The following is a 26,272-nucleotide window of genomic DNA, read 5'->3' as shown; positions in this document are numbered from 1 at the left end:
TGACGGGGCCGGGGGGCAGGGCAGGGCGGGCAGCGGAAGGCGGCCTTGCGGAACGGGGCAGGGGGTGTCAGGCGGTCGGGGCGGGGGCGCGGCCCCTGCCGTACTTCGCATCGAAAGCACGCCGGAAGGCTCGGAGCTTCTCCGTGCCGTACACGCCGTGGGAGGCGTCGTAGTACAGCTTTTCCCACTCGGCGACCTGCGGCTCGTCCTCGGACGTCCGGCCTCGAAAGACCGGCTCGGGGGTGCAGGCACAGCGGTCGTGGTACGGGTCGCCGGAACTGGTGCGCACCGCTCGGGTGCGGTCGCCGTAGATGAGTCCGCGGATGGCGAGGAGGGCACAGAAGGCGCAGCAGGTGCCGCCGGTCACGCGCACCCATCCGATGGCCTCGGGGTCCGCGCGGGCGGCTTGCTCGATCGTGCGGCGGCCGGCTTGCGCGGCGAGGCGCTGCACGGCGGCAAGGTCGCGTTCCTGCTGCGTGCGGCGCCACGCCTCCACGGCTTCCGCCCCGTGCTCGTCGCGGGGGCGGGATGCGGCGGTCCGGCGCACGGCGTTGCGGGCGGCGGTGATCTGAGCCAGGGGTGGCGGGTCGGCCACCGTCGCTATGAAGGAGCCCTTCACGTCGGCAGCCCGGCGGGCCTCGTCGTAGTAGTCGGCGGCGAGGGACGCAGAGGCCAGCCCGTATTTATGGACCATGCGCGCGACCGTCGCCGACCACGCCCGCTCGGCCTCCGGGCCCGGGGGTGCGGCTCGGTGGCGCGCCCATGCCGTCAGGTACTCCGTCCGCAGGACCCGTGACAGGGCTTCCTGCCTGCGGCGGTGCCCGTCAGCGAGTGCCCGAAGGATCTTCATGCGGCGGCCTGGTAGTCGGCCTTGCTGGCGCGGTTGTCGCTGGTGAGGGTGCGGGCGATCTGGTCCAGGGCGTCCCGGCCGGCGCTGCGGGCCCGGTCGGCGGCGATGCGCTGCCGCTGGGCGCGGTCGATACCGGCCCGTTCCAACGTGACCTCCGAGTCCGCCGGCAATACCCCGGCGGCCACCAGTTTGGTGGTGGCGTCAGCCTGGGCGGCCACCGTCGGGGTGGAGGGGTCGCGCCACTGGACGTTGACGGTCGGCACGGGTGCGGTGACGCCGGTGAGCTGGAGGGCGAGGCGCATCGCGCGCGACCACGGGCCGGAGAAACTCCGCTGGCGCCGCTCTGCCTTCTTGATCAGCCGGGCCTCCGCACTGCGGATGGCCTCGGCGCTCGCCGGGTTGTCGGTGGTGTAGCCGAGCATGTGCGCGGGCAGGGCGGTGACGCCGGCGACGAGGCGGGCGTAGGTGTCGACAATGCGGCCGTAGACGCCCGGGTCGTAGGCCGGGAACTGACCGACCTCGGGAACCGCGCCGTCTTCGTCGCGCTCCAGGGCGAGGTAGCGGCCGATGTAGGTCTCCCACGCGCTTCGCTGCGTGCCGTCCGGGCCCTGAAAGCTTCCCTCGGAAGCACCAAGGACATAGCGCTGCGGGGCGGCGAAGAACTCCCTCGCGATCTCCTGACCCAGGAGGGTCCGGCACGCGGCGTCGGTCAGGGCGCGCACCTCTTCGGTGATCTCGGAGGAGCCGCGCCGGTCGGCGATCCGCTGCCGGTTGGCGAGGCGGATCACGGGGACCACGCCGAGGCTATGTGGCTGCCGGTCGGCCACCGTCCACCCGGTCCCGGAGCCTTCCAGGTAGACCGTCTGATCGGGCAGGTAGAGGGTGGCGGACCTCTGGGGACCCGCGGTGATCAGGCGCAGGGCCGCGCGGACGGTGCGGGTGCGGACGTCGTAGTCCACACTCATGTGCTGCGGCGACTCCACCGACACGAGCGGATCGCCCCACTCGTCAACGCCGACCGCGAGATACGACCGGCCGTAGACCAGGGCGTCCTGGTGCGCGAGCTGCGATTCCACGGCGAGGTCGTTGGCGTCCCAGATGGCGCCCACCGCGGCCTCGGCCCCGACATCGTCCGGGCATTTCAGGCTGTCGATGTCGAGGCGCTCGTCCAGGGCGTCCACGATGATCCGCGGCCACCCCGTGACAGTACGGACGGCCTGGAGCGCCGGCGGCACGGCGATGCCGAGGTTCGCCATGCGGGACAGGCCGGTGAAGTAGTCGTCCAGCGTCCGCAGGCGCCATGTGTCCTCGGCCGCCGTGGCCACCAGCCGGGACAGCGTGGCGGCCTCGGCGTCGGCGAGGGCGAGGGTGGGCAGGGCAGGGGTGGACAAGGTGCGTGGTCTCCTCGCTGCTATCCGAGGACGATCACGCGTCCCTTACCGCGCGCCCGGGGGCGCTTGCCGTACTTGCTGCTGGTGATGACGAGGCGGCGGAGCATGCGGGCGCCGACCATGCAGACGGCAAGGTCGATCTTCCGGGGGGAGGCCCGGTGTTCCTTGCCGATCGTGATGCCGAAGGCGTTCGTGCGCCGTCGCGCGTTGCGGACGTGGGTGCGCATGACCTTGTGGCCGTCGTGCGTCAACTGCCGTTCCAGGATGTCCACTTCAGCACGCTCCACGGCGTGGGTGAATTCCTCCTGGCGGCGGCGGTCGCCGCCCATGTCCCACTCGACGGCATGCCGGCGGGTGCCGGTCGTCGTCGCGTGGACCAGGAGCCGGGCGCCGTACCGTTCCGCCCAGGCGTCGATGAAGCGGTCCCAGTAGCGGCTACCGTCCACCTGGTCCTCGCCCGTGCCGGGATCGGCGAAGAACGCCAGCACCCGGAACCTGTTGAAGGCGTTGTCCACCACCCCGTCGACGTCCTCGCGCGGCACGTTCCACACGTCGACCTGCGGCGGTCGCTGCCACACCCCGAGGGTGCTGACGTGGCCGTCGGACATGCGGCAGGCCACCAGGCCGGTGGCGTCGTCGCTCTTGGAGCAGTCGAGGAACAGCACGACTTCGTCGCCGTCGGACAGGGTCAAGTCGGGCCGGGCGCAGGCATCCCACTCATAGGGCGCGCACCACGCGTCCTCTGCGGCAACGATCTGGTTGTACCAAAACCGGCGCGACCGGGAGGCGGGGTTCCGCACGTCGAGAATCGAGGCCACGATGCGGTCGATGTCCAGCCAGGTAGCATCCCCGCGAACGGCCTCGATCACCTTCGGCGCCCATGCGGCCGTCAGCTTGGCACCGGGCGGGGCCTCCAGGGAGTCGTAGAGAAGACCCGTGTCCACGGCGCGGCCAGCCTGCGCGTCCTCCCAAGCTTCCCGCGTCCGCTCCGCGACCGAGTTCTCCCCCGGTTCGTAAGCGTTCGTGATTGCGAGGGTTCGGGCGGAGCCGTCAGCCGATTTGGTGGCATTCCGTTCGATCACGGCTGCCATATCGTGGCCCCCGTTGGTCGACAGCCAGTGATGCGGCTCGTTGATCAAGCTCCAGGATGCCCTGGAGCCCTCCAAAGCGCGGGGCGACGAGGTGACAGCCTCGATCCGGGCCCGGCCCTTGTGGGCGTAGATGACCTCTTTGCCGAGGTCGATGGAGTATTCCTCGATGGCCCGCGGGCTGAAGAGCCCCGGGAAGATCATCATGGTGTTGCGGGTCTGCGACTGCGTGACCGCCGCGAGCATCACCCAAGGATCCGGATGGGGCTGCCCGAGGGGCTGCCCCTCCGGAACCCCGGAGGGATCGTTGGGACCGGCGACACGGCCCGACGGCCGACACGGGCCCACGAACTCCACCGCGGCGTAGGTCGCGGCGAGCGGGTCTTTCCCGTGGCCCTTCAACCGCTGGAACACCGCGTCCCGGTAGAGGAATCGATTCGTCTCCGGAGAGACGGCGTAGTACCAGAGAGTGAAACGTGCCTGTTCCGGGGTGTACCTCCAGGGCGTTCCGGCGGAGTGCTGAAGATACTCAGCGGTCCACGACAGGACGTGCCAGCCCAGCGAGAACTCCGGTAGGACGAACCGCCCGTCGGGCCCGCGGCACCACGTCGGGCCGATGACCACCGGCTCGATGACGTCCGGGGGAAGATCCTCTTCGGCGAGGGCGGTCGCGGCGACCACCCCCTCCGGGAGTCAGGCGTCAGGCGCCGAGAGCGGCCCGGTAGTCCGCGATGGCGGTCACACCGGCCGGGGTCTCCTCCTCGGCGGGCGCCCGCTCCAGCTCAACGCGCACGCGGCGTCGGGCGCCTTCGGTGGTGAGGAGTTCGGTCATGGCGGAGGAGACGGCGGCGAATAGCTGGGCAGAGAACCGGGCACCGGCCGCGAGGTTCCGGGACATGGCCTCGGCGACGTAGCGAGCGGTCGCCACGTCGGAGGGCTCGTAGAACTGTGACTGGCCAGAGGCGCCCAAGGAGACGTACCAGTCACGGGCGATGGCGTGCCAACCAGCCTCCGGCTCCGGCCACTCGACCGCGCCTGGAGCAGATGATGCGCGTACCGATTCGGTGCCGTCCTTGTTGCGGCGGCGCCGCTCTGCAGAACGCTTCGGCACGGGCCCGCGGGTGCCCACGCGATCACCTCCGGCCGCTTGTGTTCATCAGATATCCACTGAGAGGGAAGGAAGTTCCGGTGCAGGAGAAGGCCGAAGCTGTCATCGACCACCCACAGCCCCGCTTCACCCTTCCGCGCCCGCCCGGATGGTGCGGCAGGCGGGCGCGGCGGGGCTTGGGCTTGTCAGTCGGTGATGAAGTCGGGGGCGTCGTTGGAGATGCTGGTCTCGGGTTCGCCGAACGGCTGGGCCTTGAGGTCGTCGGCGGTGGTCTCGGTGTCGTCGACGAAGACCTTGAGCCCGGCGCCGCTGGGGTATTCGCCCGAGACGCGGGAGTCGACGTCGAAGGTGAGGCCGCCCTGGCCGCCGACCGTGTCGCCGTCCTTGCGGAGGGCGATGATCTCGTGGGTGGCCGACCACAGTGCGCCCGAGGAGTGCGGCGGTGTGACCATGCTCCAGGTCGTGGTGGTCTCGTTGAGCTGGGTGACTCCGTAACGGCTGCTGTAGCCGAGTTCCCTGGACACGCTGGTCTCCACGGAGGAGGAGAACGCCTTGATGTTGATTCCGGCCGAGGCGGTAACCGTAATGGTGGTGCGCTCGCTGAACTCGTCGCTCTGCTCCTCTGAGACACCGGTCCTGACGGCCTGGCTGTCGGGCTGCTCGACTGTCCCGTGCTGGTTGTTGCGGAACATCTTCAGCGTGTAGTTGACCCGCCGCTCCAGCGTGTAGAAGGGGGAGTACTGCGCCTGCCACGCGGGCGTCGCGTTGGGATCCGTGATGACCGTGCAGGGCACCGTCACCGAGCGGTCGGTCACCTGGGCGATGGGATCCGGCTCCTGGTGCGAGGCAAGCACCGGGACCTGCGGCGGGTTGCGCTTGACCACCAGGGCGGGCAGGTCCAGGACCCACACCGTGCGGCTGGGCCTGGTGTACTGGTTGCCGGCGACGAAGGCGTCTGCTTCGAGGATGAGCCGCTCCTCGCTGTCCGAGGGGTACCCGGGGTTGCGGACCTGCCACACCGACACGTTCGCATCGGCCCCGGAACCGCGGTCGTCCCAGATCAGCTCGGCGATCTGCGCCTCCCGGACGTACTTACGTCCTCCGGCCTCCTTGCGGACACAGGCGTGCCAGGCGGGGTCGGGCTTGGCCCACGAGCCGGTGAACACATCGCCGAGCGCGACGTACCCGGCGGGCGGGATCGGCCGCCACACCGCGCCGTTCGCGTCCGCTCCCGATCCCCGGTCCCGCCAGATGAGCTCGAAGTCCGTGGGGGGCCTGAGCATGTCGTGGGAGGCGCTGCGGGCCAGGAGCGCAGTGGCCTGGTGGTTGATGTCCACGTAGCTGGGTCGGCCGACGTGGGCCAGGATCCGCCAGCCGGCCAGCCAGTTGTTCCAGGAGACGTTCGGGGAGAAGAACGCCCCGTTCCGGTCGGCCCTTGACCCCCTGTCGTCCCACACCCGGGTGAACCCGGAGGTTACGGCCAAGTCGATCGCCCCGTACCGTGCGCTTTCAACCATGGAAAACCCCTCGTCGCGGCTGCTTTGGTGCCCCGACAGTAGGAGGCAGCATTGAAGATCAGGCGATAGCAGCGAAACCTGGCTGAATACGAGAAGGAATGGTCCGGAACGGCCACCTTGCTACTGATCAAGCCAACGAGGCGAAGCCTCCCGTCACACACCAAGTCTCACCTGGCCCAGACAGAGAGGTGGCTGCCGCAGCACCCCTGCACCGGGATGCATTCCTGCACGGAGGTCGCCTTCCCTGTTCTGACCAGCACGAATTACTCACAGCGAAGGCGTGCATGGCTCCTCAGGGAAAGAGGGAGCGGGAGACCACCCGCCTTACGCCCCTACCGGCCGCACCAGAGGTGCGAGCTACTCGTGGGGACGGGCGGTTCCCGCGCGTTGCCTCACGACCTCGGCAGGCCACCCCGAGTAGCGGCGGGATGCGTGATGCACGGGCAACGCTGATCAAGACCCCGGTTCGCGGGCTCGGAAACCCGTACAGGAAGGCAAGTGCATTACCCATCGCCCTGGGTCGGAACCGGGGAGGGGGGTCACCCCCCAGGGGGCAGTCACACAGAGTTACCCCAGTCGTCCAGGGTGGGGGTCGTCGGGGCGGCGCCGGCCGGGGCGGCGGGCGCGGCCGACGGCGCCCTCGGCCGCGCTCTTCTGGGCGTGGCAGGGGCCGCATACGCCCTGTAGGGCGCGGTCACGGTGGTCGTCGGTCATGGCCTTGATGTGGTCGACCTGGGTCGAACGACGGACGCCACAGATGCGGCACACCGGGTCGCGAGTAAGGACGCGGGTCCGGATGGTGGCCCAGTTCCCCGGGAGGCGGTCGGCGCGGTTGCTGGTGTGCCAGGGCAGGGGCCGTCACCTCCGGGCAGCGGCAGGTGACGGTTGGGTGTGTGGTGCCCGCCCCCGGGTTCGAACCGGGATCTCTGCGGCATAACCGAGCCAATTGGCTGCGCATTGGCCGCGCACCTCTCCCTTGGGTCAGGCGGGCGTGTAAGGAGTCCGCACGGGCTTGCGACCCCGTTCGGCTCGCCCTCGATGTCGAGGACCGGTTACTAGTGGGCGGTGCGGACTCCCTGGTGATCCCGGCCGGAGTCGAACCGGCTCACCCGTGCGGTGCGGGTGCCTCCCCGGAGGCAGGGACCGGCTACCCCGGTGGGGGCGGTGGTGGGTCAGGGAGTCGGCAGTGAGGCGGTGGCCTTGCGGGGGTCGCCCTTGATGAAGGTCAGTACGTACTGGTGGTGTCTGCCCATCTTGCGGGACGCGCGCCATTGGGCACCGAGTCGCATGGGGACGGTGCCGAGGGTGTTGACCAAGATCGCGTCGTTGTAGAGGCGGGCGCCGGCCGCTTCGTGTGCGGCGATGGTGAGCGGCACGAGGCCGCGGGCGATTCCTCCGCTGTTGCGGACCTCGCCCACGACCCAGGTGGCGAACCGATGGGGCGCGAGGCAGCGAACGGTCTCCGCGATGATCGCGCTGTATGCCTCGGCGAACTCCGACCATCTCATGGCGGAGAGGTCGGCCGGGTGATCGCTGTATCGCTCAAGGTCGTGGTACGGCGGACAGGTGAAGACGTAGTCCGCGTGGGCCGTCGGCAGTTCGGGGAGTTCTTCGAGCGCGTCGCCGTGAATCCATCGAGGTTCGGAGGCGAGGAGGTCGCGGGTGCGCCAGTCTGCGGCGGCTTCCTCGTTGGCGTCGATTTGGACGGGCGACAGGTCAATACCGGTGTACCGGAAACCGCCGTTGGCGGCGACGAGGCCGCGCACGGAGCCGCCGGCGAAGGGGTCGAGGATTTGCCCGCCGTCCGGGCAGTACCAGGTGTAGGACGCCTCTGCGAGGACCGGATCGAAGGTGGAGAGCCCGCCGTTGACGTCGGCGAGCCTCCGGCCGAAGGAACCGCCGGTGTTGAAGGTGGTGACGTCGCGTCCTCGTCGGCTGTGCAGCCCGAGGTCTTCCCAGGCGCGGCGGCGGTCTCGCCACGGGCCCAGGTCTGTCCGGAGGACGGAGAACGGCTGTATGCCCGGCAGGACGCGCCCGGTGGTCACGGGGGCGGCGTCGATCAGGGCGAGTTGAGACACGGGGCGCGACCTTTCGTGCAGGCGCTCACGCTGCCGTGGTGCCCCGCTGGGTCACGTAGTCGCGGACTTCGCGCAGGTCGACCAGGGCCCGACCGGCTTGGTCGTAGCCGGACCGTCGGACGTGGCCGCGGTGGATCCACTGGCGGACCGTGGCGGGTGTGACGTGAAAGTGGTGGGCGGCGGCGACGGTGTCGCAGATAAGGGGAGTGGTTGGGGACACGTGCGTCTGCCTCCGCCTGGGTACGAGAAAGCCCCTCCGGCCGGGGGGGGGAGGGGCCGGAGGGGCTTTCTGGCTTTCGCACCGGTATGCGGACATACGGGGGGTGCTGCGATTGAGTGTGACACGGCCGGAGGGGATCCCCAAATACCTCTGCTGGTCAGACGGCTAGGGCGAGCGCTGCGCCCAGGTCGATGGCGTCCCAGGTAGTGCGGCACCACCGGCACGTGACGGTGGCCGCTCCGGGGATGTAGCGCAGGACGGCGCCGCACGCCTGCGCGGGGTCGTCGGGTGCGGGGGCGGGGCAGTGCCCGATGCGCCGGGCGCGCTTGCCGGGGTCCAGGAGCCCGGTTGCGTCGCTGTGAAGGTCGGCGATCTCCTGGGCGAAATCGTCTATCGCCAAGTGCTGTTCGACGGCCCAGGGCAGGTTGGTCCGCAGGGCGGCGGCGGCCTCGGCAAGTGGATCGGTGCGGTACGTGGGGGACGGCCATTGGAGGTGGTCGTGCCAGTCGGCGAGCCAGGTGTCCAGCACGGCCGCGGCGGCGGTGATGCGGTCGAGGATGTCGAGGCGGATCGGGGCCGGCGGTTCGACGCTGGAGCGGGTGATGGGTCCGTCCAGCGCGCGACGGGATCCGGGGGTCAGGAGTCCATGAAGATCGTGGATCAGTTCCGGGAGGTGGTCGAGGTGGTCGGCGATCCGTCGTTCGCACGGACGGCACGCGAATCGGTGCCACTCGTCGGCCCACAGGGGGCGGTGGCAGATGGTGCAGGTGGGGCGGCTGGGGTCGGTCATGGTGTGCGTCCTCCTTGCTGCCGACGGGGTCAGGCTGCGATCTGGGCTATGGCGTGGCCTGGGGTGATGTCGCCGGCGCACAAGTCCCGCAGCGTGATGACGATCTCCGTGCGCCGGTGGGTGGTGCACAGGAGGGTGTCGGCGATGTGGGCGGCGGTGGCGAGGCGCTCGTAAAGGTCGTCCAGGCGGTCGTCGGTGATGGTGGTGGCGGTGGTTCTGGTCATGCGGCGGCGGCTTCCGTGCGTGCGATGTGGCGTCGGGAGGTGGGGCGGTAGGCGTGCTCCGCTTCGGTGCGACCGCCCCAGATGCCCCACTCCCTGTGCTCGCGGGCCCAGGCACCGCAGGTAGAGCGGATGGCACAGCCGGAGCAGACCTCCTTGGCCGCAGCGACGCGCTCGGCGTACTCCTTCGGCAGCTCTTGCCGGTCGGGTGGGAAGAAGAGGGCGGGGGCGGTCGCGCAGGGGACGCGGTACTCATTACTGCGGGGGACGTAGGGCGGTGGGGTGATCTTGATCGGCGGCACGAGGTTCCTGTGGGCGCTTGTTGGCGGGGCGGGGCAGGGCAGAACCGACCCCGCAGGCTCGAATGGCTGTACGGCTCCGTGTGGGGCGATTACGGACTCCTGCCGGTCATAGGCCGCGATTGCGGGTGCGGGGCCGCGAGAGGGGCCGTTGTGGCCGCTGTTGACCTTGGTGTGACAGAAGCGGCAGGAGAGGCTGGAGAGGTAGACGCGGAAGCCGATGCGGCGGGCGCCGTCTTCCTCGCACTCCCCCGGCTGGTCAAGGGCGGAGTTCCTTCGGGACGTGGCGGCCGGTGGCGGCGAGGAGTTCGGCCAGGGGTCGGCGGCGGGTGGTGGGGTCGGCGGCGCGGATGCGCTGGGCGCGGACGGCGGCGAGGTAGGCGGGGATGTCGTCGGGGTCGGCGTCGGGGATCTCCGGGTGCTGGCCGGGGCCGTGGATGTGGCGGGAGCGGCCGGCGCGCAGTTCGCGCACCTTCGCCGTGATCTCGCCTACGGCCACGAAGGCTTTGCCGCTGTCCACGAGGGCGATGACGGCGGCGCGGGCGTCGGCGAGGTTGTAGGGGGCGAGGACGTCGTGCCAGGCGTCGGGGGTGTACTCGTCGAAGCGCTGGCCGGGGCAGATGGCGCGGACATAGCGGGTCAGGGCCACGGTTTCTTCGGGGGTCACGAGATCAGGGCTTTCTGTGCGTCGGTCTCGGCAGCGTCTTCGGCGGCCATGCGGGCGCGGGCGCGGTCCAGGGCGCGGGCGAACTGGTCGTCGCTGGCGGCTTGGTGCCGGTCCACGAAGGGGCCGGGGAGGGGTGCGGCGGGTGCATCGGCGGGGGTGTCGGGGAGGGCATCCCAGACCTTCAGCAGGTAACGAATGGTGCGTGGCGGGTTGGCGGGGTTCCATGCACGGCGTGCGGCGTCCACGAGCCGGTCGGCGGGGATGCGGTCGAGGTGTCTGCGGAGTGCGTCGCGGTCGGCGCTGTCGGTTCGCCATCCCACGTGGCATCCGGCCGCGGCGAGTTGATCGGCGAGCGGTTGCGCGAAGGCGGGGACGCCAGCCGCTTCCGGCCCGGCCGGTGAGCGCTGTGGGGGGTGAAGGGGGGACTGTTCTATCCCGGTAGGGATAGAACTCGGGTCGGGACGGGTCGGGTCTACGTGCGCGCCCGCGAGGCGTCCGGCGTGACGCACCTCTTTGACCTGCGGCGCTGCCGGAAAACGAGGGGTCGAATCGGCGTCGTTTCGCGTGCGCTTCGGACGTGAAGCGGGCGTGGTTCGTGCGCGGTTCGCGTCCGGAGCAGCGGCGGTTTTTGCCGCTCGTACCTGCCGCTGGCGCTCGGCTGCTCGCTCGCGGTCGGCTTCGACGCGGGATCTGGAGGGGTTGGAGGCGAGGAAGTCGTGGACGAGGTAGTCGCCGGGGTCCGGCTGCGGGCAGCGCACGCACTCGTGCCCGGCGGTGTGCAGCAGCCCGACGGCGGACAGCTTGCGGATCTGCGGCGCGGTCCCGTACTCACGCACGACCGCCCCCGGGATGACGCCGTCCGTCAGGTGCTGACCTGCATACGAAATGACCCTCACCAGCAGCCCGGCGGCAGCGTTGCCTGCCCGGATGATCTTCGGGTGTGAGTGGAAGCCATCGTCCAGCCGCGCCCACATGTTCTGTTCCCCTCCCCTGGTCCTGACTGATTGCACGCGGCCCGCCCGCTCACCGGGCGGGCGTGTTCACGCCGCGGGTGCTGTCTCCTCCGGCGCCGCGGTGATGCGGTAGACGGTGATGCGGTGGCCGTGCGTCGCCGGCGCCGTGCTCGGCACCGTCCGGCCGGTGGCGGTGATCGCGCCGGAGGCGGCCAGGCCGCGCACCGCGGCGCCGAGGAGGCCGTGAGGCAGGCCGTCCGGAAGCTGACGGCGGAAGTCGTTGGCGGAGAACTCCCCTTCCGTCAGGCCGTGGTCGAGGATGAGTTCCTGCACCAGGGCGAGTTGGTCGCGATCGGCCGCCGCGCGGATGCGGGCGAGGAGGGAATTGGCGCGCCGCTGGGCGCGGAACTGGTCAAGGTGCACCGCGCCCGGGGCGGCTTCCCCGGGCGTGGTCGCGGCGTCGTCCCGAACGGTGTGGACGGCGGCGGCCGGCGTGGAGCTGGTCATGCTGTTGCCTTCATGTAGGTGCGGTTGGGGATGAGGGACCGGGTACTGCCGTCGGGACGCACGGTCCGGGTGGCGATCTTCTGTCCGGCCGCGCGGCAGTGGCGGGCATCGCCCATGACGGCCAGGACGGCGGCGGCGAGGTCCGCCTTACGGGCGTCGGCGCGCTGAGCATCGAGGACCGCGGACCGGTACGCCTCGGCGAGGTCCGGGGCGATGTCGACGTCACCCACCGGTTCCGGCACGCGCCCGGAAGCAGGGGGCAGGACCGGGCGCTCGTCCGACAGCGGCGGCTCGCCCGCAGCCACGCTCCGCAAGAACTCGGCTGCCGACTCCCGCAGCACTTCAGCCTCGGCAGCGTCGTAGGGGACGGTGTACTCGCGGTAGTCCTGTCCTGCCACCAGGACCGCGACGTGAGCCGTGTCGAGACCGAGGGTGTCGAGCTGCCAAAGGACCTGGCAGCGGTAGTAGAGGGGAACGCCGTCGGCCCAGTCCTCTTCGTGACGGCTGGTCTTGATCTCCAGCAGGGACGCCGGCCCGCCGTCGGCGGGGGTGAGGATGCGGTCCGGGGTGGCGCGCTGCCAGCCCCGGGCCCGGTTGGCCCACGTGCCCGTGGTGTGGACGGCGAGGTCCGGGTGGGCTTCCGCGAAGACGTCGGCGATCACCGGCTCCAGGCGGGTGCCCCACTTCATGGCGGCTGTGGATGCGACCGTCTTTGCCGGGGCGGTCCCGGCCTTCCTGTGCCACAGGGACGCGCGGGTCCGCCAGGGCGACAGTCCCATGACGGCCGCAACTTCTGTAGCAGTGATAACGAGGCCCGAACGGGCGCGATCCCACTCGGCCGTGCCCGGGGCGAAGGTGCCCAGGAGGCGGGCGGCGGGTATCTGCGGTGTGGTCATCGGATGTCACCCCCGCGGTGCCGGCCACGTCGGCGGCCGGGCATGCCCTCGGTACGGATGAGCCACGCCGCGGTCGCCCCGCCGACGAGCAGGGACCCGACGATGACCCAGGCGCTCATGCCGCCCACCGCTCACTCACGCGGCGGCCGGACCGGTCGCGCTTCGGCCGCGCCTGGTTGAGCGGGTTCAACTCCGGGTTCGACCGGGAGTCGGCCGCCTCACACGCGTCCAAGTAGGCGTCGAGTTCGACGAGTCGGTAGACAACGTGGCCTTCCATGCGGAAGGACTTGGGCCCGCGGCGGCGGTGACGCCAGGTGCGCAGGGTCGGGACGGCCACGCCGAGGTAGGCGGCGGCCTGCGCGGTGCGCAGGACAGCCGGCCGGATGACGTCTGCATGGGCCGTGGATGAGGCGATGACGGCGCCAGTGATCACAAAACCCCCCTGGGTTCAGCGGGGGCCTTGTTGCCCCCCGCGCCATCAACTTAGACAACGAAGGACAACGAAACAAGCGTTAAAAGCCATTCGATTGACATCGATGACCTCATGGCGTTCCATGGCGTTGCGGCGCGTTTCGACGCGTTGCAGATCAAGAGAAGGGGGACGTACTTTGACCACGACCGGGGAAACCACGGCTAGCCAACGACGGGGCAAGGATCGTGACCGACATGCCACAAGAGCGCTGGCCGGTACTCAGCGCCGCCCTGCGCCAGGAGCGGGAGCGCCAGGGCCTGAGCCAGCAGGAACTCGCCGAACGCGCCGGCGTGTCCGTGGGCAGCGTGAAGAACGCCGAGCGAGGTACCGCCCCGAAAGGTCGGCGACCGTACACCCTGACACTCATCGCGACCGCGCTGGGCTGGGCGCCCAGTTGCGTCGACGACGTTCTATCCGGCATGCCCGCCCCGACCTCGGCCCCCGAGGTACCCGTGGTGGAGGCGGAAGTGAAGCCCGCCATGAGCGGAATCGATGAGGTCGCCCGAGCCATGTACGGCGCACTCAAGTTCCAGATGGCATGTCAGCAGCACGGAGCCCCGCCGGAGGCGATCGCAGATTTTGAGGCAGCCACCCAAAGGCTCCTCGCCTTCACCATGCGCGCGCAGTCGGAGCGCCCACGGCTGACCCAGGAGCATTTCGAAGCGGTCGCGCATTCCGCCAAGGGCGACGGCGGGCCCGAGAGCGACCGCAACGCGGTGGACGAGGCCGTCCGCCGGTTTGACGGGGAAAACCTGTAAACCTGTAACAGGTTCGTCCCAAACACAACCCCATTTCAAGCAAATACCACTGTAAATGCCACTTGCACGCATCTGTGCAGCCGATTCATGATCGGACGGCCGCTTCACAGTTTGAAATGGGGGGACGAATGATGACCCATGCCTACAACCGGAAGGCCGCAACGGCACGGCTTTCCCCTGACCCCGTGTGCGCCCGCGTACCCGAATCTGCCGGGGAGCTCTACTCCCCCTTGGAGCGGGCCGAGCAGCTTGGCCTGCACGTCCGGTACGCGGAGCTGTCCGATTCATGGGCGTGGTGGGTCCCGTCCCGTCGTCTGATCCTCCTTGCCAACCGGCTTACGGCCGTCCAAGAGCGGTGCGCGCTCGCCCACGAGGTTGAGCACGCGCACCGCGGTGACGTCGACTGCCGCGCGGTTGAACACCCCGCCGCCCACATCTGGGGCCGCCGGCAGGAAAGCCGCGCCGATGAGGCCGCGGCCCGCCGGCTGATCTCCACCGCCGCCCTTGAGGCCGCGATGCGCTGGGCGGACTCCTACGAAGAAGCGGCGCAGGAGCTGCAAGTCACGGAGCACATGCTTCGGGTGCGGCTCCGCCTTCACAGAAGAGACCTTGAGTGCCTGGATACATTGAGGATCGCTGGCTGACCAAGAAGAAAGACCCGGTCACCGGCAAGCGCAAGCGGACTGCCCGTTACGGGAAAGGCAAGCGATACCGGGTGGCCGGCATACCCGGTGTCGCGGACTGTTCGTTCGAGCTGGAGGGCGACGCTAAGGCGTGGCTCTCCACCTCTCAGACGGACGTAAGCCGCGGCACCTTCGCCGACCCGCGCGACGGCCTGATTACCCTCTCTGAGTACATCACCACTGTGTGGTTGGAGGGCAAGGGCGGCACGGAGAAGAGCTCGCGGAACGTCCGCCACCAGCTCAACCACATCCACAACTTCGTCGGCCACCTGTCGCTGATTCACATCGATGCCGCGGTGGTGCGTAAGTTCATCGTCCAGTTGGACAAGGTGGCCAAGCTTGCCAACACCTATGCACACAGCATCTGTTCGACGCTGCGAAACATCCTCGATGTTGCGGTGGATGACAAGCGCATTGCGCAGAATCCGGCTCGGTCCAAGTCGGTTGTCTTCCCGTCGAAGAAGATCAAGGAGAAGCGGGAAGCGTGGGCTGCGGCGGTCGTCCAGCGGGTCCTGGCGGCGATCTCCCCCCGCCATCGCCTGTCAGTCGTGCTCGGCACCGGGTGCGGCCTGCGGCAGGGCGAGGTCTTCGGTCTCGCGGAAGAGGACTTCGACTTCGAACAGCATGTGATCCATGTGCGCCGGCAGGTGCAGATGATCAACAACAAGATCTTCTACAAGCTCCCCAAGGGCGAGAAGACCCGCGTCGTCCCCATGGCCCCCTCCGTGGAGGCGGAGGCGCGTGATCACATGGCGAAGTTTCCGCCCGTCGCGGTGGAGCTTCCGTGGGGCGAGTCGACGGCCACGGAGACGCAGACTCACCGCTTGGTGATGACCACGGTCAACGGGGCGGCGAACAACTTCAACACCTGGAACCTGCGCACCTGGAAACCGGCCCTCGTCAAAGCCGGCGTGATCCCCGCTCCGCCCCCGGGGGCCCGGCGCGGGACGTTCAAGATGCCCCGCAAGCTCGGATTCCACATCACGCGCCACACGTACGCCTCCACCGTGCTCCAGGGCGGCGAGGACATCGTCACGCTGTCTCACTGGCTCGGCCACGAGACGCCTACGATCACGTTCGAGCACTACGCGCACTTCATGCCGCAGTCCGGCCAGAAGGGGGCCGACGCCGTCGACCGCATGATGGGCTACGTCCCGCCCGCGGCGCCCGCCGCTCCCCCGGTGCTGAAACTCCCCAGATTCTCCCCAGAGCACATCTGGAAGCCCTACCCGCACCACAAACCCGCAGGTCAGACGGTGCGAGTAGGGGCGACGGCTCGAGTCTCCCCCCTCTTGACTCGAGCCGTCGTGGCCGGACGCGCGACCCCCGCACGAATGACCACCCGGTCAAGGCTAGTTGACTCTGCGTCAGTGTCCAATCACACCGGCGACACAGCCCTATCGACTTATTTATAGTTCCCCTACGACCGGCAAGCACCGAGTCAGGGGAGACGGCATGGATCTGGCCCTGCTGCGCACGTTCGTCACGGTGCACCGGGCCGGGTCCTTCACCCGCGCCGCGGCCCTCCTCGGCCTCTCCCAGCCCGCCGTCACCGGCCAGATCCGCACGCTGGAGACGCAGTTGGGCCGCCCCCTCTTCCTCCGCCTGGCCCGCGGCGTGCGCCCCACCACCACCGGCGAGGAACTGGCCCACAAGATCGCGCCGCACGTCGACGCGCTCCTGGAGATCACCGAGGCCGGCATCGACGAGGAGGGGGCGCCGAAGCGCACCCTCCACCTCGCCGGCCCTCCCGAGTTCACCGGCCTGCGCGCCCTCCCCGCGCTCACCCCCCTCATCGCCCAGGGCCTGACCGTGCGCGTCGCCCACGGCACGTCCGACGAGCTCTTCGAGAGCCTGTCCGCCGGCCACCACGACCTCGCGATCACCACCGTGCGCCCGCGAGGCCGGCTGCTGACCGCCACCCCGCTCTGCGACGAGGAGCACGTCCTCGTGGCGGCGCCGCGCTGGGCGGCGCGGCTGGGGGGACCGGCCGTCGTGCGCGACAAGGGCGTACGGGCCCTGGAGCACCTGCCCGTGGTCGAGGTCCACGAGACCCTGCCGCTCGTCACCCGCTACTGGGCCGCCGTCTTCGACACCGAGCCCGTCGCCTCCGGCAGCGTCGTCGTCCCCGACCTGCGGGCCGTCCTCTCCTGCGTCGTCGCGGGCGCCGGCATCGGCGTGCTGCCCCGCTACCTGTGCGCGGACGCCCTCGACACGGGCGAGCTCGTCGCCCTCCTGGACCCGCCCGTCCCCCCGCTGCGCACCTATTTCCTCGTCGTACGGACCGGCACGCTGGCCCACCCGCACCTCGCACGGGCACACGAGTGGCTGCTGCGCGCTGCCGTTTCCTGGTGAGAAAGGGCTGCCGCCAGGGGTTTCGCCGACCGCCGTACGCGGCAGATGTCCCCTATGACCGAACGTCCAGTGGTCAAGCGCACCGCTCGCGCCATCCTCCTCGACAGCGGCGGCGATCCAGGGCCCCACGCCGCCCTGGAGATGATCCTGATCAAGCGCACCAAACCCGGTCAGGCGCCGTACTGGATCACCCCCGGCGGCGGCATGGAGCCGGAGGACACCACGGTGGTCGCCGCGCTCCACCGCGAGGTCGACGAAGAGCTCGGCGCCAAGGTCGTCGATGTCGTCCCCGCCTTCGTCGACACCGTCACGCACTCCCTCCACCACGCCGCCCACGGCGTCAAGGTGCAGCACTTCTTCGTCTGTCGGCTCGCCTCCATGGACCTTTCACTGCGACACGGCCCCGAAGTCGACGAGCCGCGCGGGACGTACGAGGTGGTGCGGATCCCCTTCACGCGGGCCGGGATCGCCTCGGTGGAGCTGGTGCCCCCGTCGCTGCGCGCCTACCTCGACGCGAACATCGAGGGCGTACGGGCGCTGCTGGCCGACGACCTGGGGTAGTTCCCCGCGCCTCCGTGTTCGTTGTTCGTTCCGTGGTTCGTGCAGGTCAGCCCGGTGCTGCCGCCATGAGGCCGCCGATCTCGTCGTGACGTATGCGGTGGGACGGGATGCCGATGCCCACCAGCGTGTCCACACCGCTGCGGATCATCCCGGGCGGGCCGGACAGGTAGGCGTCGTAGGCGGGCCAGGGGCCGTACTGGCGCACGATGGCGGGGAGTTCGCCGCTCAGGCCGCGGGTGGGGCCGTCGGAGACGACCGGCCGCACCGAGAGCCAGTTGTGAGCCCGCTGCAACTGCAGCATGGTGTCGATGTCGTAGAGGTCACCGGCGTGGCGCGCCCCGTAGAAGACCTCGACGGGGCGGGAGCGGCCGTGCTCGGCGACGTCCTCCACCAGCGCCTTGATCGGGGCGATGCCGGTGCCGCCGCCCAGGCACAACAGGCCGTTGTCAGTGCTGTGGTCCACAATCATGGAACCGGCGGGGGGACCGAGCCGCAGGACATCGCCCGGGCGGGCGCGGTGGACGAGGGCGCCGGACACCCAGCCGGCGGGCACGGCCTTCACGTGGAAGGAGAGCAGCCCGTCCGGACGGGGCGCGGCGGAGAAGGAGTAGGGCCGCCACACACGCGGCCACCAGGGGGTTTCGAGGGTCGTGTACTGGCCCGCGAGGAAGGGGTACGGCTGGTCGGGCCGTACGGTCACGACGGCGATGTCCGGCGTGCGCAGCTCGTGGCGCACGATCTCGGCCTGCCACCAGGCGGGGGACTGCTCCTCGTCCTCGGCGGCCGCGTCGATCATGATCTGGGAGATCGCCGTGTACGTGCGCACCCAGGCGGCTTCGGTGGCCTCGTTCCAGGTGGCCGGGGCGTAGCGGGCGAGGGCGGCGAGCAGGCACTCGCCGACGGCGGGGTAGTGCTCGGGCAGCGTGCCGTACTTCCTGTGCCCGCGGCCGAGCCGGGAGAGGTAGGCGGTGAGGGCGACGGAGTCGTCCGCGTGCCGGGCGGCGGTCAGCAGCGCCTTGAAGAGACGGTCGCGCTGGGCGTCCATGGCCACGGGGAACAGGGCACGGAGATCGGGATTCCGTATGAACAGAAGCGCGTAGAAGTACGAGGTGGCCTTGTCGGCCACGGGTTCCAGCTCCGCCAGAGTGCTGCGGAGGGCGTGGGCGTCGGGGGACTGCGCCGCTCCGGTCGCGGGGGCGGGGGCCGGAGCGGGGCGGAACCTCTGGTCGGGCGGTGGTTCGGCCGGCCGCTGGTGCTCGGGTGGCCAGTGGTGTTCGGGTGGCCGGTGGTGTTCGGCCGGCCGCCGGTGCTCGGGCGGGGGAGAAGGGGGAGCGGCCGGGGGAGGGGCGGGGGCGGGAGCAGCCGGCGCCGGAGGCCTCACCGACCGCACCGCCACCCACTTTCCCGGCTGTGGCTTTCCCGGCTGTGGCTTTCCCGGCTGCGGCGCGGGCCGTACGGCTTCCGCCGCCCCGTGGCCCGGCGGCGGGCTGCCCTCCCCCGGCCTGCTGTGCCCGTCCGGGGCGGGTGCCCCGGCTCCGTCCGGCGGCTGCGTCGGGGTGAACCAGCCCCGGTCGCTTCCTCTGCCGTGCGCGCCGCCGTCGGCCGACCTGGTCGGAGCGTCCTTCATCGTCTCGCCTCGAACATCTCTCGGTCCGTCCTCGCACTTCCGTCCTAGCCGGAAGTGTTCGCATTTCCCCGCTCTGCTCATGGGTCGCTGTTCAGGCTGCGCAGCATGCCATCTTCTGTGCGGCCTCGCGCGAATCGCGGGAAGTGCGAGTGGTACGGCCCCGGTTGAGGCTAGGATCAGCCGCTCCCCCACCCGCGGGAACAGACCCCATGGACGGTTATGGCGAGGCAATGCCCTTTCCGCGAACGGACGTTGACCCTACCGCGCTACGCACCGGAGCCGACGAGTTCATACGCCTCTCTGAGGTCCCGGCCCGCATATGCGTGGACCGCGATATCCCGTACGTGGTGGTCCGCGTTCACCGCCACGGAAACCGGGACCACGGAGAACAGCTGGGCGTCGGACATCGAGTCCCCGTAGGCCACGCAGTCGGCGCGGGTCAGACCGAATTCCGCACAGAGCCCGTCGGCGATCCGCACCTTCGCCCCGGCGTCGAGGATCCCCGCCGGATCGACCGGATCCCGGAACGGCACCGCGGGCCAGAGCGAGCCGTGTGCGGCGTCGGCGCCCCAGGTCAGCAGGCGTTCCACGAAGAAGCCGGGGGACAGCGAAATCACGGCGCACCGCTCGCCGCGGGCCCGGATCTCCGCCCACACGTCGCGGATTCCGGCCATCCAGGGCGCCCCGTCGAAAGCCGCGGCGACGTGTTCTTCGGTGAGTTCCCGCCACAGTGCGCAGGCCAGTTCCGCGAAGCGCGGCGGGTCGAGCTCGCGGGCCGCGAAGGCCCTTTCCAGTTCGGCGATCTCCCGCTCGACCCCGAGCTGCCGGGATATCTCGATCGCCGCCGCGGACCCGTGCATCAGGGTCCCGTCCATGTCGAACAAATGCAGTCTGCTCACGGACCCCGAGCGTAGGCGGCCCGGCACCGGAGGACACGCGAATAGTGCGCGGCCGGTGCCGGGCCGGTGCCTGCGGTGCCGGGCCGGTGCGGGGCGTCAGCCGCCCAGCACCTCCTTGATCGCGGTCAGGGCGATGCCGTGGTCCTGGTCCGGCGCCCCGCCACCCACGCCGATGGCGCCGACGAGGCGGCCGTCGCGGTGCAGCGGCACTCCCCCGGCGATGAAGAGCAGCGGGCGGTCCAGGGCCGTGGGCAGGGTGTGGAAGAGCCCGTCGGGCCGGACGGCGTCGACCAGGTCCGCCGTCGGCGCGTCCAGCTGCAGCGCGGTGAACGCCTTGCGCGTGCTGGTCTCCCCCGCGATCAGCACGGCCCGGTCGTCCCGGCGGAAGGCCAGCAGGTGGCCGCCGGCGTCGAGGACGGTCACGGCGATCCGTACGCCCTGCTCGTCCGCGGCCCGGCGGGCGGCGGCGACGAGCGCATCGGCGTCGTCCGTGGAGAGGGGGAGGACGGGGGTGGCGGTGGCGGAGGTGGTCATCGGGTTCTCCTAGGTGGTGCGTGGTGCTGTCGTGCGTGGTGCTGTCGTGCGTGGGTTCTGTGCGCGTGGTGCTGTTCGCGCTTGGCGCTTGCGCTGTGATGCGTGGTGCTGAGGTGAAGCGGTACGAGGCGTGAAAGCCGTACGGGGTACCGGCGCGGCGCCCGCCGAGTTACGAGTGCTGCCGCTCCGGCGCGGACTCCTGCCGCGCCACGACGCGGCCCGCCCGCGCGCCGGCCGCGCCCGTCTCGCCCCGGGCTCCCATGCGGCGCTCCAGCGCCCGGGAGACGAGCGCCAGGAGGAGCGCGGAGGCGGCCATGGCCGCACCGACCCAGTTGGGCGCCGTGTAGCCGAAGCCGGCGGAGATCACGAGGCCGCCGAGCCAGGCGGCGATCGCGTTGCCCAGGTTGAAGGCGCCGATATTGGCGGCGGAGGCGAGGGTGGGGGCGTCCGCGGCCTGGTCCAGGACGCGCTTCTGCAGGGGCGGGACCGTCGCGAAGCCCGCCGCCCCGATCAGCGGGACGGCGATCACCGTGGCGATCTTGTTGTGGGCGGCGAGCGGCAGCAGCGCGAGGACGATCGCGAGGCCGGTGAGGGCGGTGAGCAGCATGGGCATCAGCGCGCGGTCGGCGTACCGGCCGCCGACGAGGTTGCCGGCCACCATGCCCAGGCCGAAGAGGACGAGGAGCCAGGTGACGGAGGAGGAGGCGAAGCCCGCCGCCTCGGTCATCATCGGCGTGAAGTAGGTGGTCATGGTGAAGACGCCGCCGAAGCCGAGGACGGTCATCGCCATCGCGAGGACGACCTGGGGGTTGCGGAAGGCGGCCAGTTCGCCGCTGATCCGGGCCCGTTCGGGGCGGGGCTGCCGTGGTACGAGCGCGGCGATGCCGAGGACGGCGAGGACGCCCAGTCCGGCGATGAGGAAGAACGTGATCCGCCAGCCGGCGCTCTGGCCGACCATCGTGCCCATCGGCACGCCCACCACGTTGGCCACCGTCAGCCCCGTGAACATCATCGAGATCGCGGCCGCCTTCTTCTGCGGGGCGACGAGCCCGGCGGCGACGATCGCGCCGATGCCGAAGAACGCGCCGTGCGCGAACGAGGCGACGACCCGTCCGGCCAGCATCACCGAGAAGACGGGGGCGGCGGCCGAGAGCGCGTTGCCGGCGACGAACAGGCCCATCAGGGCCATGAGCATCGCCTTGCGCGGCACCCGGTTGCCGAGGGTCGCGAGGATCGGGGCCCCGATCAGGACGCCGAGCGCGTAGCCGGTCGTCAGGTAGCCGGCGGTCGGGATGGAGACGCCGAAGTCGTCCGCGATCTCCGGGAGCAGGCCCGAGGTGACGAATTCGGTGGTGCCGATACCGAAGGCGCCGATGGCGAGCGCCAGCAGTGCGAGGGGCATGACGGGGTCCTTCAGGGAGGGGAGGGGTGGGGGATCCGGTCCGATGGAGGGATCCCAGGCCGCGCCGATCTCATTGCGATCGACCCTTACCGGCGTAGACAATAATTGCCTACGCCGATACTTGCAAGCGCGGGCTATTGCGGATGGGAGATATCCTGGTAGGTGACGACACGCGTGTGCGGTCAGAAGGAGGGCCACCCATGTCCCGCACCCCGGATCCCGCTCTGCTCGGCCTGGCGCAGGGCTGGTGCGCGCTGTCCGCCCTGCACGGCCGGATCGAGGCGCACATCGAGCGGGCGCTGCAGGCCGCGCACGGCCTGAGCGTGCGCGAGTTCTCCGTGCTCGACGTGCTCAGCAGGCAGCACAGCGGCGAGGGCGGCCACCTGCGGATGAACGAGGTCGCCGAGGCCGTCGTGCTCAGCCAGAGCGCGACGACGCGCCTGGTCAACCGCTTGGAGGACCGCGGCCTGCTGACCCGCTACCTCTGCCTCACCGACCGCCGGGGCATCTACACCGACGTCACGGAGGCGGGCCTCGCCCTCCTCGGACAGGCCCGGCCGACGAACGACACCGCCCTGCGCGAGGCCCTCGACGAGGCCTCCAAGCGCAAGGAGCTGGCCCCGCTCGTCACAGCCGTGGAGTCACTCGCTCCCGTCTCGTAACGGCGCCGGCTCCGACCTGCAGGCCCCTGGCAGCCCTGATGGCAGCCGGGGGCCTACGCGCGCGTCCTGGCCCGCTCCCGGTGGGCCTTCTGCCGGCAGGCCGCGCCGCAGTACCGGGCAGGCCGCCCCGTACGCGCGGGGGCCACCACGCCTCCGCACACCCCGCACTGCGTTTCGTTACGCCCAGTGGGCGGATTCGCCGGTAGTTTCGTTACGCGGCGGCCCGGACGGAGGCTGTCGCACGCCAGGGCCGTCAGCCTCCCCTGCGCCACACCCGCGCCGCGCCGCTGCTCCATCGACAGACAGCCCAGGAGCAGGGCCATCAGGTCGTCGATGGTCACGTCTTTCCGTACGGCATCGGCCTGTTGAGCCCGCTGCAGCAGGACGGAGAGGGCCTCCCGGAACGCCTCCTCGACGCCGGGAGAGGCCTCGAAACGGCCCTCCAGGGCCTCGCACAGCGCCTTGTTCCGCACGGTCAGCCGTATGACCGCCGAAAGGTAGCGGTAGAAGACCGCTCCGGGGTCGCCGGCATCCGCCAACTCCCGTGCGCTGTCCGTGAAAAGCCCGATCCGGTCACTGACGGCCGCTCTGAACAGGGCTTCCTTGGAGGGGAAATGGCGGTAGACCGTGCCCGTACCGACGCCTGCGCGGCGCGCGATCTCACCGAGCGGCACCCCCAACCCGGCTTCCTCGAAGGCGGATCGGGCCGCCTGGAGGACCAGCGCACGGTTGCGCCGGGCGTCCGAGCGCAGGGATGCGGAGGCCTGCGAGGGCAGCGAAGAGAGTCTGCGCTCTGCCATGCGGGAATGCCTCCGGAGGCCGGGAATCGAAACGGGTCGCCGGTTCCGATTTTATCCGGGCCTGTGAACGAGGGGCGCGACACGCCATATCGGGGCAAATCAAAGGAAGAGGGAGGGAAAGGGCGGCGGAAGGAGCGCAAAGCAAAAAGGCCGCCGCCGGTGCGTGCAGCACCGGCGGCGGCCCTGGGGCACGCCGAAGAACCGGGGGTCAGCCCGGGATCACCGCATCCCACGCCTTCCCCGCCGCCGTCAGTGCCGCCGCCGCGTCCGCGACCGGCACGCCCAGCGCGCGCAGCCCCTCTCCGAGCGCCGCCACCGAGGCCAGGACGACCTCGCGGTCCGCGTCGAGGCCGTAGTGGTTGACGCGGATCATCTCCTTGGCCAGCGGTCCGGCCGCCGCCTGGACGGGCACGGAGGCGTCGGCCGCCAGGGCGGCGGCCACCACATCGCGTGCGTCCTTGCCGTCAGGGGCGCGCAGGGTGGTGGCGACCGGGGCCGCGTCCTCGTCCCGGACGACGTACGGGGACAGGCCGTCCAGGGCCCGGACGCCGGCGCGCGTGGCGGCGGCGGCAGCGCGGTGGCGGGCCATGACGGCCTCCAGGCCGTCCTCCTCGATGCGGTCGACGGCCTGCTCCAGGGCCAGCATCTCCAGCTGCGCCGGGGCGTGCGGCAGGGCCGCGCGGCCGCCGTCGATCCAGCGCTCCTTCCAGTCCAGCAGGGAGAGGTACGAGCGGCGCGGCGCCTGCTCGTTGGCGGCGATGCGCTCCCAGGCACGGGCACTGACCGAGACGACGGAGACGCCGGCCGGGCCCGCCATGGCCTTCTGGCCGCCGATGACGCACAGGTCGACGCCCCACTCGTCGGTGAGGAGCGGCTCGGCGCCGACGGACGCGACCGCGTCCAGCATCAGCAGCGCGCCGTGCGCGCGTACGACCTCACCGATCGCGGCCACGGGGTTGGTGTTGCCCGTGGCCGCCTCGGCGTGCACCAGGCTGACGAAGTCGATCCCGGGGTGCGCGCGCAGCGCCTCCGCGACCTGCTCGGCGCCGACCGCGCCGCTGAACGGCGCCGAGATCGTGATCACTTCGGCGCCGCAGGAGCGCAGCCAGCCGCCGAACGTCTCGCCGTACGGGCCGGTGATGATGTTGAGCGCGGTGCTGCCGGGCCGGACGGCCGAGCGGATCGCGGCCTCCAGCGGCAGCAGCGCCTCTCCCTGCATCGTGACGACCGTCTCGCGCGTGCGCATCAGCGACGCGATCTTGTCCTCGATGCGCGCGAAGTGACCGGCGCCCAGCGGCGCGAGGTCGAGCAGGTCCGGTGCGTCCGGTGCGGTGTTCGCAGTCACGGTGCCAGTGCCTTCCGGGTGTCGCGCCGGCTGTCCGGCGCCCGCCAATCTCCCCCTGACCCTACGTCCGTGACCGGTTGCGCGCCGACCGTCATCCACAGGGCCGGAGGGATTATCGGACCGGCGCGGTCTCCTCCGGCATCCCCTCGGGTCCGGCGTCCGCCGCCTCGGCTCCGGCGTCCGCCGCCCGCCACCCCTCCGCGTCCACGCCTCCCGGCACCGGGGCCCCCGCCTCGTACGGTTCGCGGGTGAAGACGAACGTGCCGAGGTCGAGGTGGGTCACCCGGTCCCCTGCCGTACTGCGTACGGCCGTCAGCGTCTCCCCCGCGTAGTAGCCGTCGAGCCCGGTCCACGTGCCGTCCGCCTCCGGGCGGAAGCGCGCGGCGCGCCCGCCCGCGCCGAGGGGGGAGAGCTCCAGGGCTCCGCCGGCCTCCAGCCGCAGGGAGAACGGTGCCGCGCCCCAGTACCAGGGACCGGTCAGCTCCAGGTGCTCGTCCTTCACCTCCGTGAGGGGACGCCAGGGCGCGGGGAGCCGCGGTTCGAGATCGGCGACCGTCGTCAGCAGGTCCACCGCGACGCCTCCGGCCTCGAAGCAGGACGTGCGGTTGGCGAGCGCCACACCGGCCAGCCCGTCCCGCGGGCTCGCCAGCAGCATCGCCACGAAGCCCGGCATGGTGCCCATGTGCCCCACGAGCGTCCGGCCGTCCCGCTGCACCACCTGCAGGCCGAGGCCGTATCCGGTGGTCCAGCCCTGGTCCTTCGGGCCGCCCTCCGGGGCGCGCATCTCGGCGAGCGTCCGCGCCGCGAGCACCCTGTCGTCCCCGTCCAGCAGGAAGGTCGCGAACCGGCACAGATCGGCCGCCGTCGACCAGAGCTGACCCGCCGGCGCCATCCGCCCGGTGTCCACGGCGGGCTCGGGAAGGAGGACATCGGCCCAGGGGTGCACGGCCCAGCCCTCCGCGTGGGGCGCGACGGGCGCGAGCGTCGTCCGGTCCATGCCGAGCGGTTCGAGCACCTCGCGGCGCAGCACCGCGTACCAGCTCTCCCCACGGAGCCGTTCGACGAGCGCACCGAGCAGCGCGTAGCCGGGGTTGGAGTAGTGGTGCAGCCGTCCGGGGGTGTGGAGCTGGGGGCGGTCGCCGAAGAGATCGCCGAGCTCGGGGCGCAGCGCGCCGTCCGTGCGCTCCCACCACGGCCCGCGCGCCTCCGCCGCGAGCCCCGAGGTGTGCGACAGGAGCTGGGCGATGGTCGCGTCGCCTCCCGCCGGGGTGTCGAGGTACGCGCCGAGCCTGTCCTCCAGCTTCAGCAACCCCTCGTCGCGCAGCCGCATCACCAGCACGGCGACGAACGTCTTGGTGATCGAGCCGATGCGGTACTGGACGTCCTCGGCCCGTGCCCCGCCGGGGAGTTCGCCGCGGCCCGAGCTCCACACCAGGTGCCCGTCCCGCGTCACCGCCCCCACCATCGACGGCGCGCGCCCCTCGGACTGCCCGGTGGCGAGGCGGTGGAGGAGCGCGCGGCGGGTGGCCGGCAGCAGATCAGCGTCTTCGTACGGAGTGTCGATCATGTCCGCACCCTAACCAGCGTCC

29 protein-coding genes are annotated in these 26,272 nt (G+C 71.0%); 6 read left to right on the top strand and 23 right to left on the bottom strand.

The features are described 5' to 3' along the window. Window positions 1-67: 67 nt before the first annotated feature. The 16 genes from ACOTKD_RS07530 to ACOTKD_RS07455 all read right to left on the bottom strand — a co-directional run bounded on the left by ACOTKD_RS07530 (window position 68) and on the right by ACOTKD_RS07455 (window position 13,018). Window positions 68-850, bottom strand: coding sequence for a hypothetical protein (locus ACOTKD_RS07530; protein WP_424888088.1), 783 nt, complete (start codon window positions 848-850; stop codon window positions 68-70). Then, window positions 847-2,241, bottom strand: coding sequence for a phage portal protein (locus tag ACOTKD_RS07525; protein WP_424888087.1), 1,395 nt, complete (start codon window positions 2,239-2,241; stop codon window positions 847-849). The genes ACOTKD_RS07530 and ACOTKD_RS07525 overlap by 4 nt, the downstream gene beginning before the upstream one ends. A gap of 20 nt (window positions 2,242-2,261) precedes the next feature. Continuing rightward, the gene (locus ACOTKD_RS07520; RefSeq protein WP_424888086.1) at window positions 2,262-3,575 is read right to left on the bottom strand and encodes a terminase; all 1,314 of its coding nucleotides are present in this window, start codon (window positions 3,573-3,575) and stop codon (window positions 2,262-2,264) included. Between the two features lie 454 nt (window positions 3,576-4,029). Then, the gene (locus ACOTKD_RS07515) at window positions 4,030-4,458 is read right to left on the bottom strand and encodes a hypothetical protein (protein ID WP_424888085.1); all 429 of its coding nucleotides are present in this window, start codon (window positions 4,456-4,458) and stop codon (window positions 4,030-4,032) included. 164 nt (window positions 4,459-4,622) lie between these two features. Further along, window positions 4,623-5,993, bottom strand: coding sequence for a Vps62-related protein (locus tag ACOTKD_RS07510; protein ID WP_424888391.1), 1,371 nt, complete (start codon window positions 5,991-5,993; stop codon window positions 4,623-4,625). Window positions 5,994-6,521: 528 nt separating this feature from the next. Continuing rightward, entirely contained in the window at window positions 6,522-6,668 is a 147-nt protein-coding gene (locus ACOTKD_RS07505; protein WP_424888084.1) for a hypothetical protein, read from the bottom strand. Window positions 6,669-7,126: 458 nt separating this feature from the next. Then, window positions 7,127-8,032: a class I SAM-dependent methyltransferase gene (locus tag ACOTKD_RS07500; protein WP_424888083.1), complete on the bottom strand. Its 906-nt coding sequence runs from the start codon at window positions 8,030-8,032 to the stop codon at window positions 7,127-7,129. Between the two features lie 25 nt (window positions 8,033-8,057). Next, a complete protein-coding gene (locus ACOTKD_RS07495; protein ID WP_106674886.1) occupies window positions 8,058-8,252 on the bottom strand; it encodes a hypothetical protein in 195 nt (64 codons plus the stop codon). A gap of 157 nt (window positions 8,253-8,409) precedes the next feature. After that, window positions 8,410-9,042: a hypothetical protein gene (locus ACOTKD_RS07490; RefSeq protein WP_424888082.1), complete on the bottom strand. Its 633-nt coding sequence runs from the start codon at window positions 9,040-9,042 to the stop codon at window positions 8,410-8,412. Between the two features lie 29 nt (window positions 9,043-9,071). Continuing rightward, window positions 9,072-9,266 (bottom strand): hypothetical protein, encoded by a 195-nt coding sequence (locus ACOTKD_RS07485; protein WP_424888081.1) that lies wholly within the window; start codon window positions 9,264-9,266, stop codon window positions 9,072-9,074. Continuing rightward, window positions 9,263-9,565, bottom strand: coding sequence for a WhiB family transcriptional regulator (locus tag ACOTKD_RS07480; protein WP_424888080.1), 303 nt, complete (start codon window positions 9,563-9,565; stop codon window positions 9,263-9,265). The genes ACOTKD_RS07485 and ACOTKD_RS07480 overlap by 4 nt, the downstream gene beginning before the upstream one ends. A 256-nt stretch (window positions 9,566-9,821) precedes the next feature. After that, complete coding sequence (locus ACOTKD_RS07475) at window positions 9,822-10,229, bottom strand: hypothetical protein (RefSeq protein ID WP_106674890.1); 408 nt, start codon at window positions 10,227-10,229, stop codon at window positions 9,822-9,824. Next, on the bottom strand, window positions 10,226-11,203 hold the full coding sequence (locus ACOTKD_RS07470) for a mucin-2 (RefSeq protein WP_424888079.1): 978 nt from the start codon (window positions 11,201-11,203) through the stop codon (window positions 10,226-10,228). The genes ACOTKD_RS07475 and ACOTKD_RS07470 overlap by 4 nt, the downstream gene beginning before the upstream one ends. A 66-nt stretch (window positions 11,204-11,269) precedes the next feature. Then, entirely contained in the window at window positions 11,270-11,689 is a 420-nt protein-coding gene (locus ACOTKD_RS07465; protein ID WP_424888078.1) for a hypothetical protein, read from the bottom strand. After that, a complete protein-coding gene (locus ACOTKD_RS07460; RefSeq protein WP_424888077.1) occupies window positions 11,686-12,585 on the bottom strand; it encodes a YqaJ viral recombinase family protein in 900 nt (299 codons plus the stop codon). The genes ACOTKD_RS07465 and ACOTKD_RS07460 overlap by 4 nt, the downstream gene beginning before the upstream one ends. A 115-nt stretch (window positions 12,586-12,700) precedes the next feature. Next, window positions 12,701-13,018 (bottom strand): helix-turn-helix transcriptional regulator, encoded by a 318-nt coding sequence (locus ACOTKD_RS07455; protein WP_424888076.1) that lies wholly within the window; start codon window positions 13,016-13,018, stop codon window positions 12,701-12,703. Window positions 13,019-13,251: 233 nt separating this feature from the next. On the opposite strand from ACOTKD_RS07455, the gene ACOTKD_RS07450 reads away from it, so the two are divergent. The 5 genes from ACOTKD_RS07450 to ACOTKD_RS07430 all read left to right on the top strand — a co-directional run bounded on the left by ACOTKD_RS07450 (window position 13,252) and on the right by ACOTKD_RS07430 (window position 17,414). Then, a complete protein-coding gene (locus ACOTKD_RS07450) occupies window positions 13,252-13,815 on the top strand; it encodes a helix-turn-helix domain-containing protein (protein ID WP_424888390.1) in 564 nt (187 codons plus the stop codon). A gap of 128 nt (window positions 13,816-13,943) precedes the next feature. Further along, on the top strand, window positions 13,944-14,459 hold the full coding sequence (locus ACOTKD_RS07445; RefSeq protein WP_424888075.1) for an ImmA/IrrE family metallo-endopeptidase: 516 nt from the start codon (window positions 13,944-13,946) through the stop codon (window positions 14,457-14,459). Then, window positions 14,429-15,913: a tyrosine-type recombinase/integrase gene (locus tag ACOTKD_RS07440; RefSeq protein WP_424888074.1), complete on the top strand. Its 1,485-nt coding sequence runs from the start codon at window positions 14,429-14,431 to the stop codon at window positions 15,911-15,913. The genes ACOTKD_RS07445 and ACOTKD_RS07440 overlap by 31 nt, the downstream gene beginning before the upstream one ends. A gap of 40 nt (window positions 15,914-15,953) precedes the next feature. Further along, window positions 15,954-16,853, top strand: coding sequence for a LysR family transcriptional regulator (locus tag ACOTKD_RS07435; protein ID WP_424888073.1), 900 nt, complete (start codon window positions 15,954-15,956; stop codon window positions 16,851-16,853). A 54-nt stretch (window positions 16,854-16,907) separates the two neighbouring features. Then, complete coding sequence (locus ACOTKD_RS07430) at window positions 16,908-17,414, top strand: NUDIX hydrolase (protein ID WP_030366805.1); 507 nt, start codon at window positions 16,908-16,910, stop codon at window positions 17,412-17,414. A gap of 46 nt (window positions 17,415-17,460) precedes the next feature. On the opposite strand, the gene ACOTKD_RS07425 is transcribed toward ACOTKD_RS07430, so the two are convergent. From ACOTKD_RS07425 to ACOTKD_RS07410, 4 genes are all read right to left on the bottom strand, one after another. Then, window positions 17,461-19,041, bottom strand: coding sequence for a globin domain-containing protein (locus ACOTKD_RS07425; RefSeq protein ID WP_424888072.1), 1,581 nt, complete (start codon window positions 19,039-19,041; stop codon window positions 17,461-17,463). A 266-nt stretch (window positions 19,042-19,307) separates the two neighbouring features. Further along, entirely contained in the window at window positions 19,308-19,940 is a 633-nt protein-coding gene (locus ACOTKD_RS07420; protein ID WP_424888071.1) for an HAD family hydrolase, read from the bottom strand. 96 nt (window positions 19,941-20,036) lie between these two features. After that, window positions 20,037-20,474, bottom strand: coding sequence for a GlcG/HbpS family heme-binding protein (locus ACOTKD_RS07415; RefSeq protein ID WP_424888070.1), 438 nt, complete (start codon window positions 20,472-20,474; stop codon window positions 20,037-20,039). Window positions 20,475-20,643: 169 nt separating this feature from the next. Continuing rightward, entirely contained in the window at window positions 20,644-21,876 is a 1,233-nt protein-coding gene (locus ACOTKD_RS07410; RefSeq protein ID WP_424888069.1) for an MFS transporter, read from the bottom strand. A gap of 200 nt (window positions 21,877-22,076) precedes the next feature. Here ACOTKD_RS07410 and ACOTKD_RS07405 point away from each other — a divergent pair, with 200 nt between their 5' ends. Then, window positions 22,077-22,538, top strand: a complete 462-nt coding sequence (locus ACOTKD_RS07405) for a MarR family winged helix-turn-helix transcriptional regulator (RefSeq protein ID WP_424888068.1) — start codon at window positions 22,077-22,079, stop codon at window positions 22,536-22,538. Window positions 22,539-22,591: 53 nt separating this feature from the next. Here the strand turns inward: ACOTKD_RS07405 and ACOTKD_RS07400 are convergent, their stop codons facing one another. From ACOTKD_RS07400 to ACOTKD_RS07390, 3 genes are all read right to left on the bottom strand, one after another. Continuing rightward, entirely contained in the window at window positions 22,592-23,338 is a 747-nt protein-coding gene (locus ACOTKD_RS07400; RefSeq protein WP_424888067.1) for a TetR/AcrR family transcriptional regulator, read from the bottom strand. A gap of 208 nt (window positions 23,339-23,546) precedes the next feature. Beyond that, window positions 23,547-24,683, bottom strand: coding sequence for a pyridoxal-phosphate-dependent aminotransferase family protein (locus ACOTKD_RS07395; protein ID WP_424888066.1), 1,137 nt, complete (start codon window positions 24,681-24,683; stop codon window positions 23,547-23,549). A gap of 112 nt (window positions 24,684-24,795) precedes the next feature. Next, window positions 24,796-26,250 (bottom strand): serine hydrolase domain-containing protein, encoded by a 1,455-nt coding sequence (locus ACOTKD_RS07390; RefSeq protein WP_424888064.1) that lies wholly within the window; start codon window positions 26,248-26,250, stop codon window positions 24,796-24,798. Window positions 26,251-26,272: the final 22 nt, after the last annotated feature.

Source organism: Streptomyces sp. XH2, assembly GCF_049725035.1.
In the GTDB taxonomy this organism is placed as follows: Bacteria; Actinomycetota; Actinomycetes; order Streptomycetales; family Streptomycetaceae; genus Streptomyces; species Streptomyces roseoverticillatus.
Note: the sequence above shows the minus strand (reverse complement) of the source record. Positions and strands in the feature narration are given on the sequence as shown.

Excerpts from the sequence above, each read along its gene's own strand:
- ACOTKD_RS07390 (WP_424888064.1), bottom strand. The coding sequence starts at position 26,250 with ATGATCGACACTCCGTACGAAGACGCTGATCTGCTGCCGGCCACCCGC.
- ACOTKD_RS07430 (WP_030366805.1), top strand. The coding sequence starts at position 16,908 with ATGACCGAACGTCCAGTGGTCAAGCGCACCGCTCGCGCCATCCTCCTC.
- ACOTKD_RS07450 (WP_424888390.1), top strand. The coding sequence starts at position 13,252 with ATGCCACAAGAGCGCTGGCCGGTACTCAGCGCCGCCCTGCGCCAGGAG.
- ACOTKD_RS07415 (WP_424888070.1), bottom strand. The coding sequence starts at position 20,474 with ATGACCACCTCCGCCACCGCCACCCCCGTCCTCCCCCTCTCCACGGAC.
- ACOTKD_RS07465 (WP_424888078.1), bottom strand. The coding sequence starts at position 11,689 with ATGACCAGCTCCACGCCGGCCGCCGCCGTCCACACCGTTCGGGACGAC.
- ACOTKD_RS07400 (WP_424888067.1), bottom strand. The coding sequence starts at position 23,338 with ATGGCAGAGCGCAGACTCTCTTCGCTGCCCTCGCAGGCCTCCGCATCC.
- ACOTKD_RS07405 (WP_424888068.1), top strand. The coding sequence starts at position 22,077 with ATGTCCCGCACCCCGGATCCCGCTCTGCTCGGCCTGGCGCAGGGCTGG.
- ACOTKD_RS07410 (WP_424888069.1), bottom strand. The coding sequence starts at position 21,876 with ATGCCCCTCGCACTGCTGGCGCTCGCCATCGGCGCCTTCGGTATCGGC.
- ACOTKD_RS07505 (WP_424888084.1), bottom strand. The coding sequence starts at position 6,668 with ATGACCGACGACCACCGTGACCGCGCCCTACAGGGCGTATGCGGCCCC.
- ACOTKD_RS07460 (WP_424888077.1), bottom strand. The coding sequence starts at position 12,585 with ATGACCACACCGCAGATACCCGCCGCCCGCCTCCTGGGCACCTTCGCC.
- ACOTKD_RS07470 (WP_424888079.1), bottom strand. The coding sequence starts at position 11,203 with ATGTGGGCGCGGCTGGACGATGGCTTCCACTCACACCCGAAGATCATC.
- ACOTKD_RS07435 (WP_424888073.1), top strand. The coding sequence starts at position 15,954 with ATGGATCTGGCCCTGCTGCGCACGTTCGTCACGGTGCACCGGGCCGGG.
- ACOTKD_RS07520 (WP_424888086.1), bottom strand. The coding sequence starts at position 3,575 with ATGCTCGCGGCGGTCACGCAGTCGCAGACCCGCAACACCATGATGATC.
- ACOTKD_RS07490 (WP_424888082.1), bottom strand. The coding sequence starts at position 9,042 with ATGACCGACCCCAGCCGCCCCACCTGCACCATCTGCCACCGCCCCCTG.
- ACOTKD_RS07530 (WP_424888088.1), bottom strand. The coding sequence starts at position 850 with ATGAAGATCCTTCGGGCACTCGCTGACGGGCACCGCCGCAGGCAGGAA.
- ACOTKD_RS07445 (WP_424888075.1), top strand. The coding sequence starts at position 13,944 with ATGATGACCCATGCCTACAACCGGAAGGCCGCAACGGCACGGCTTTCC.
- ACOTKD_RS07425 (WP_424888072.1), bottom strand. The coding sequence starts at position 19,041 with ATGAAGGACGCTCCGACCAGGTCGGCCGACGGCGGCGCGCACGGCAGA.
- ACOTKD_RS07485 (WP_424888081.1), bottom strand. The coding sequence starts at position 9,266 with ATGACCAGAACCACCGCCACCACCATCACCGACGACCGCCTGGACGAC.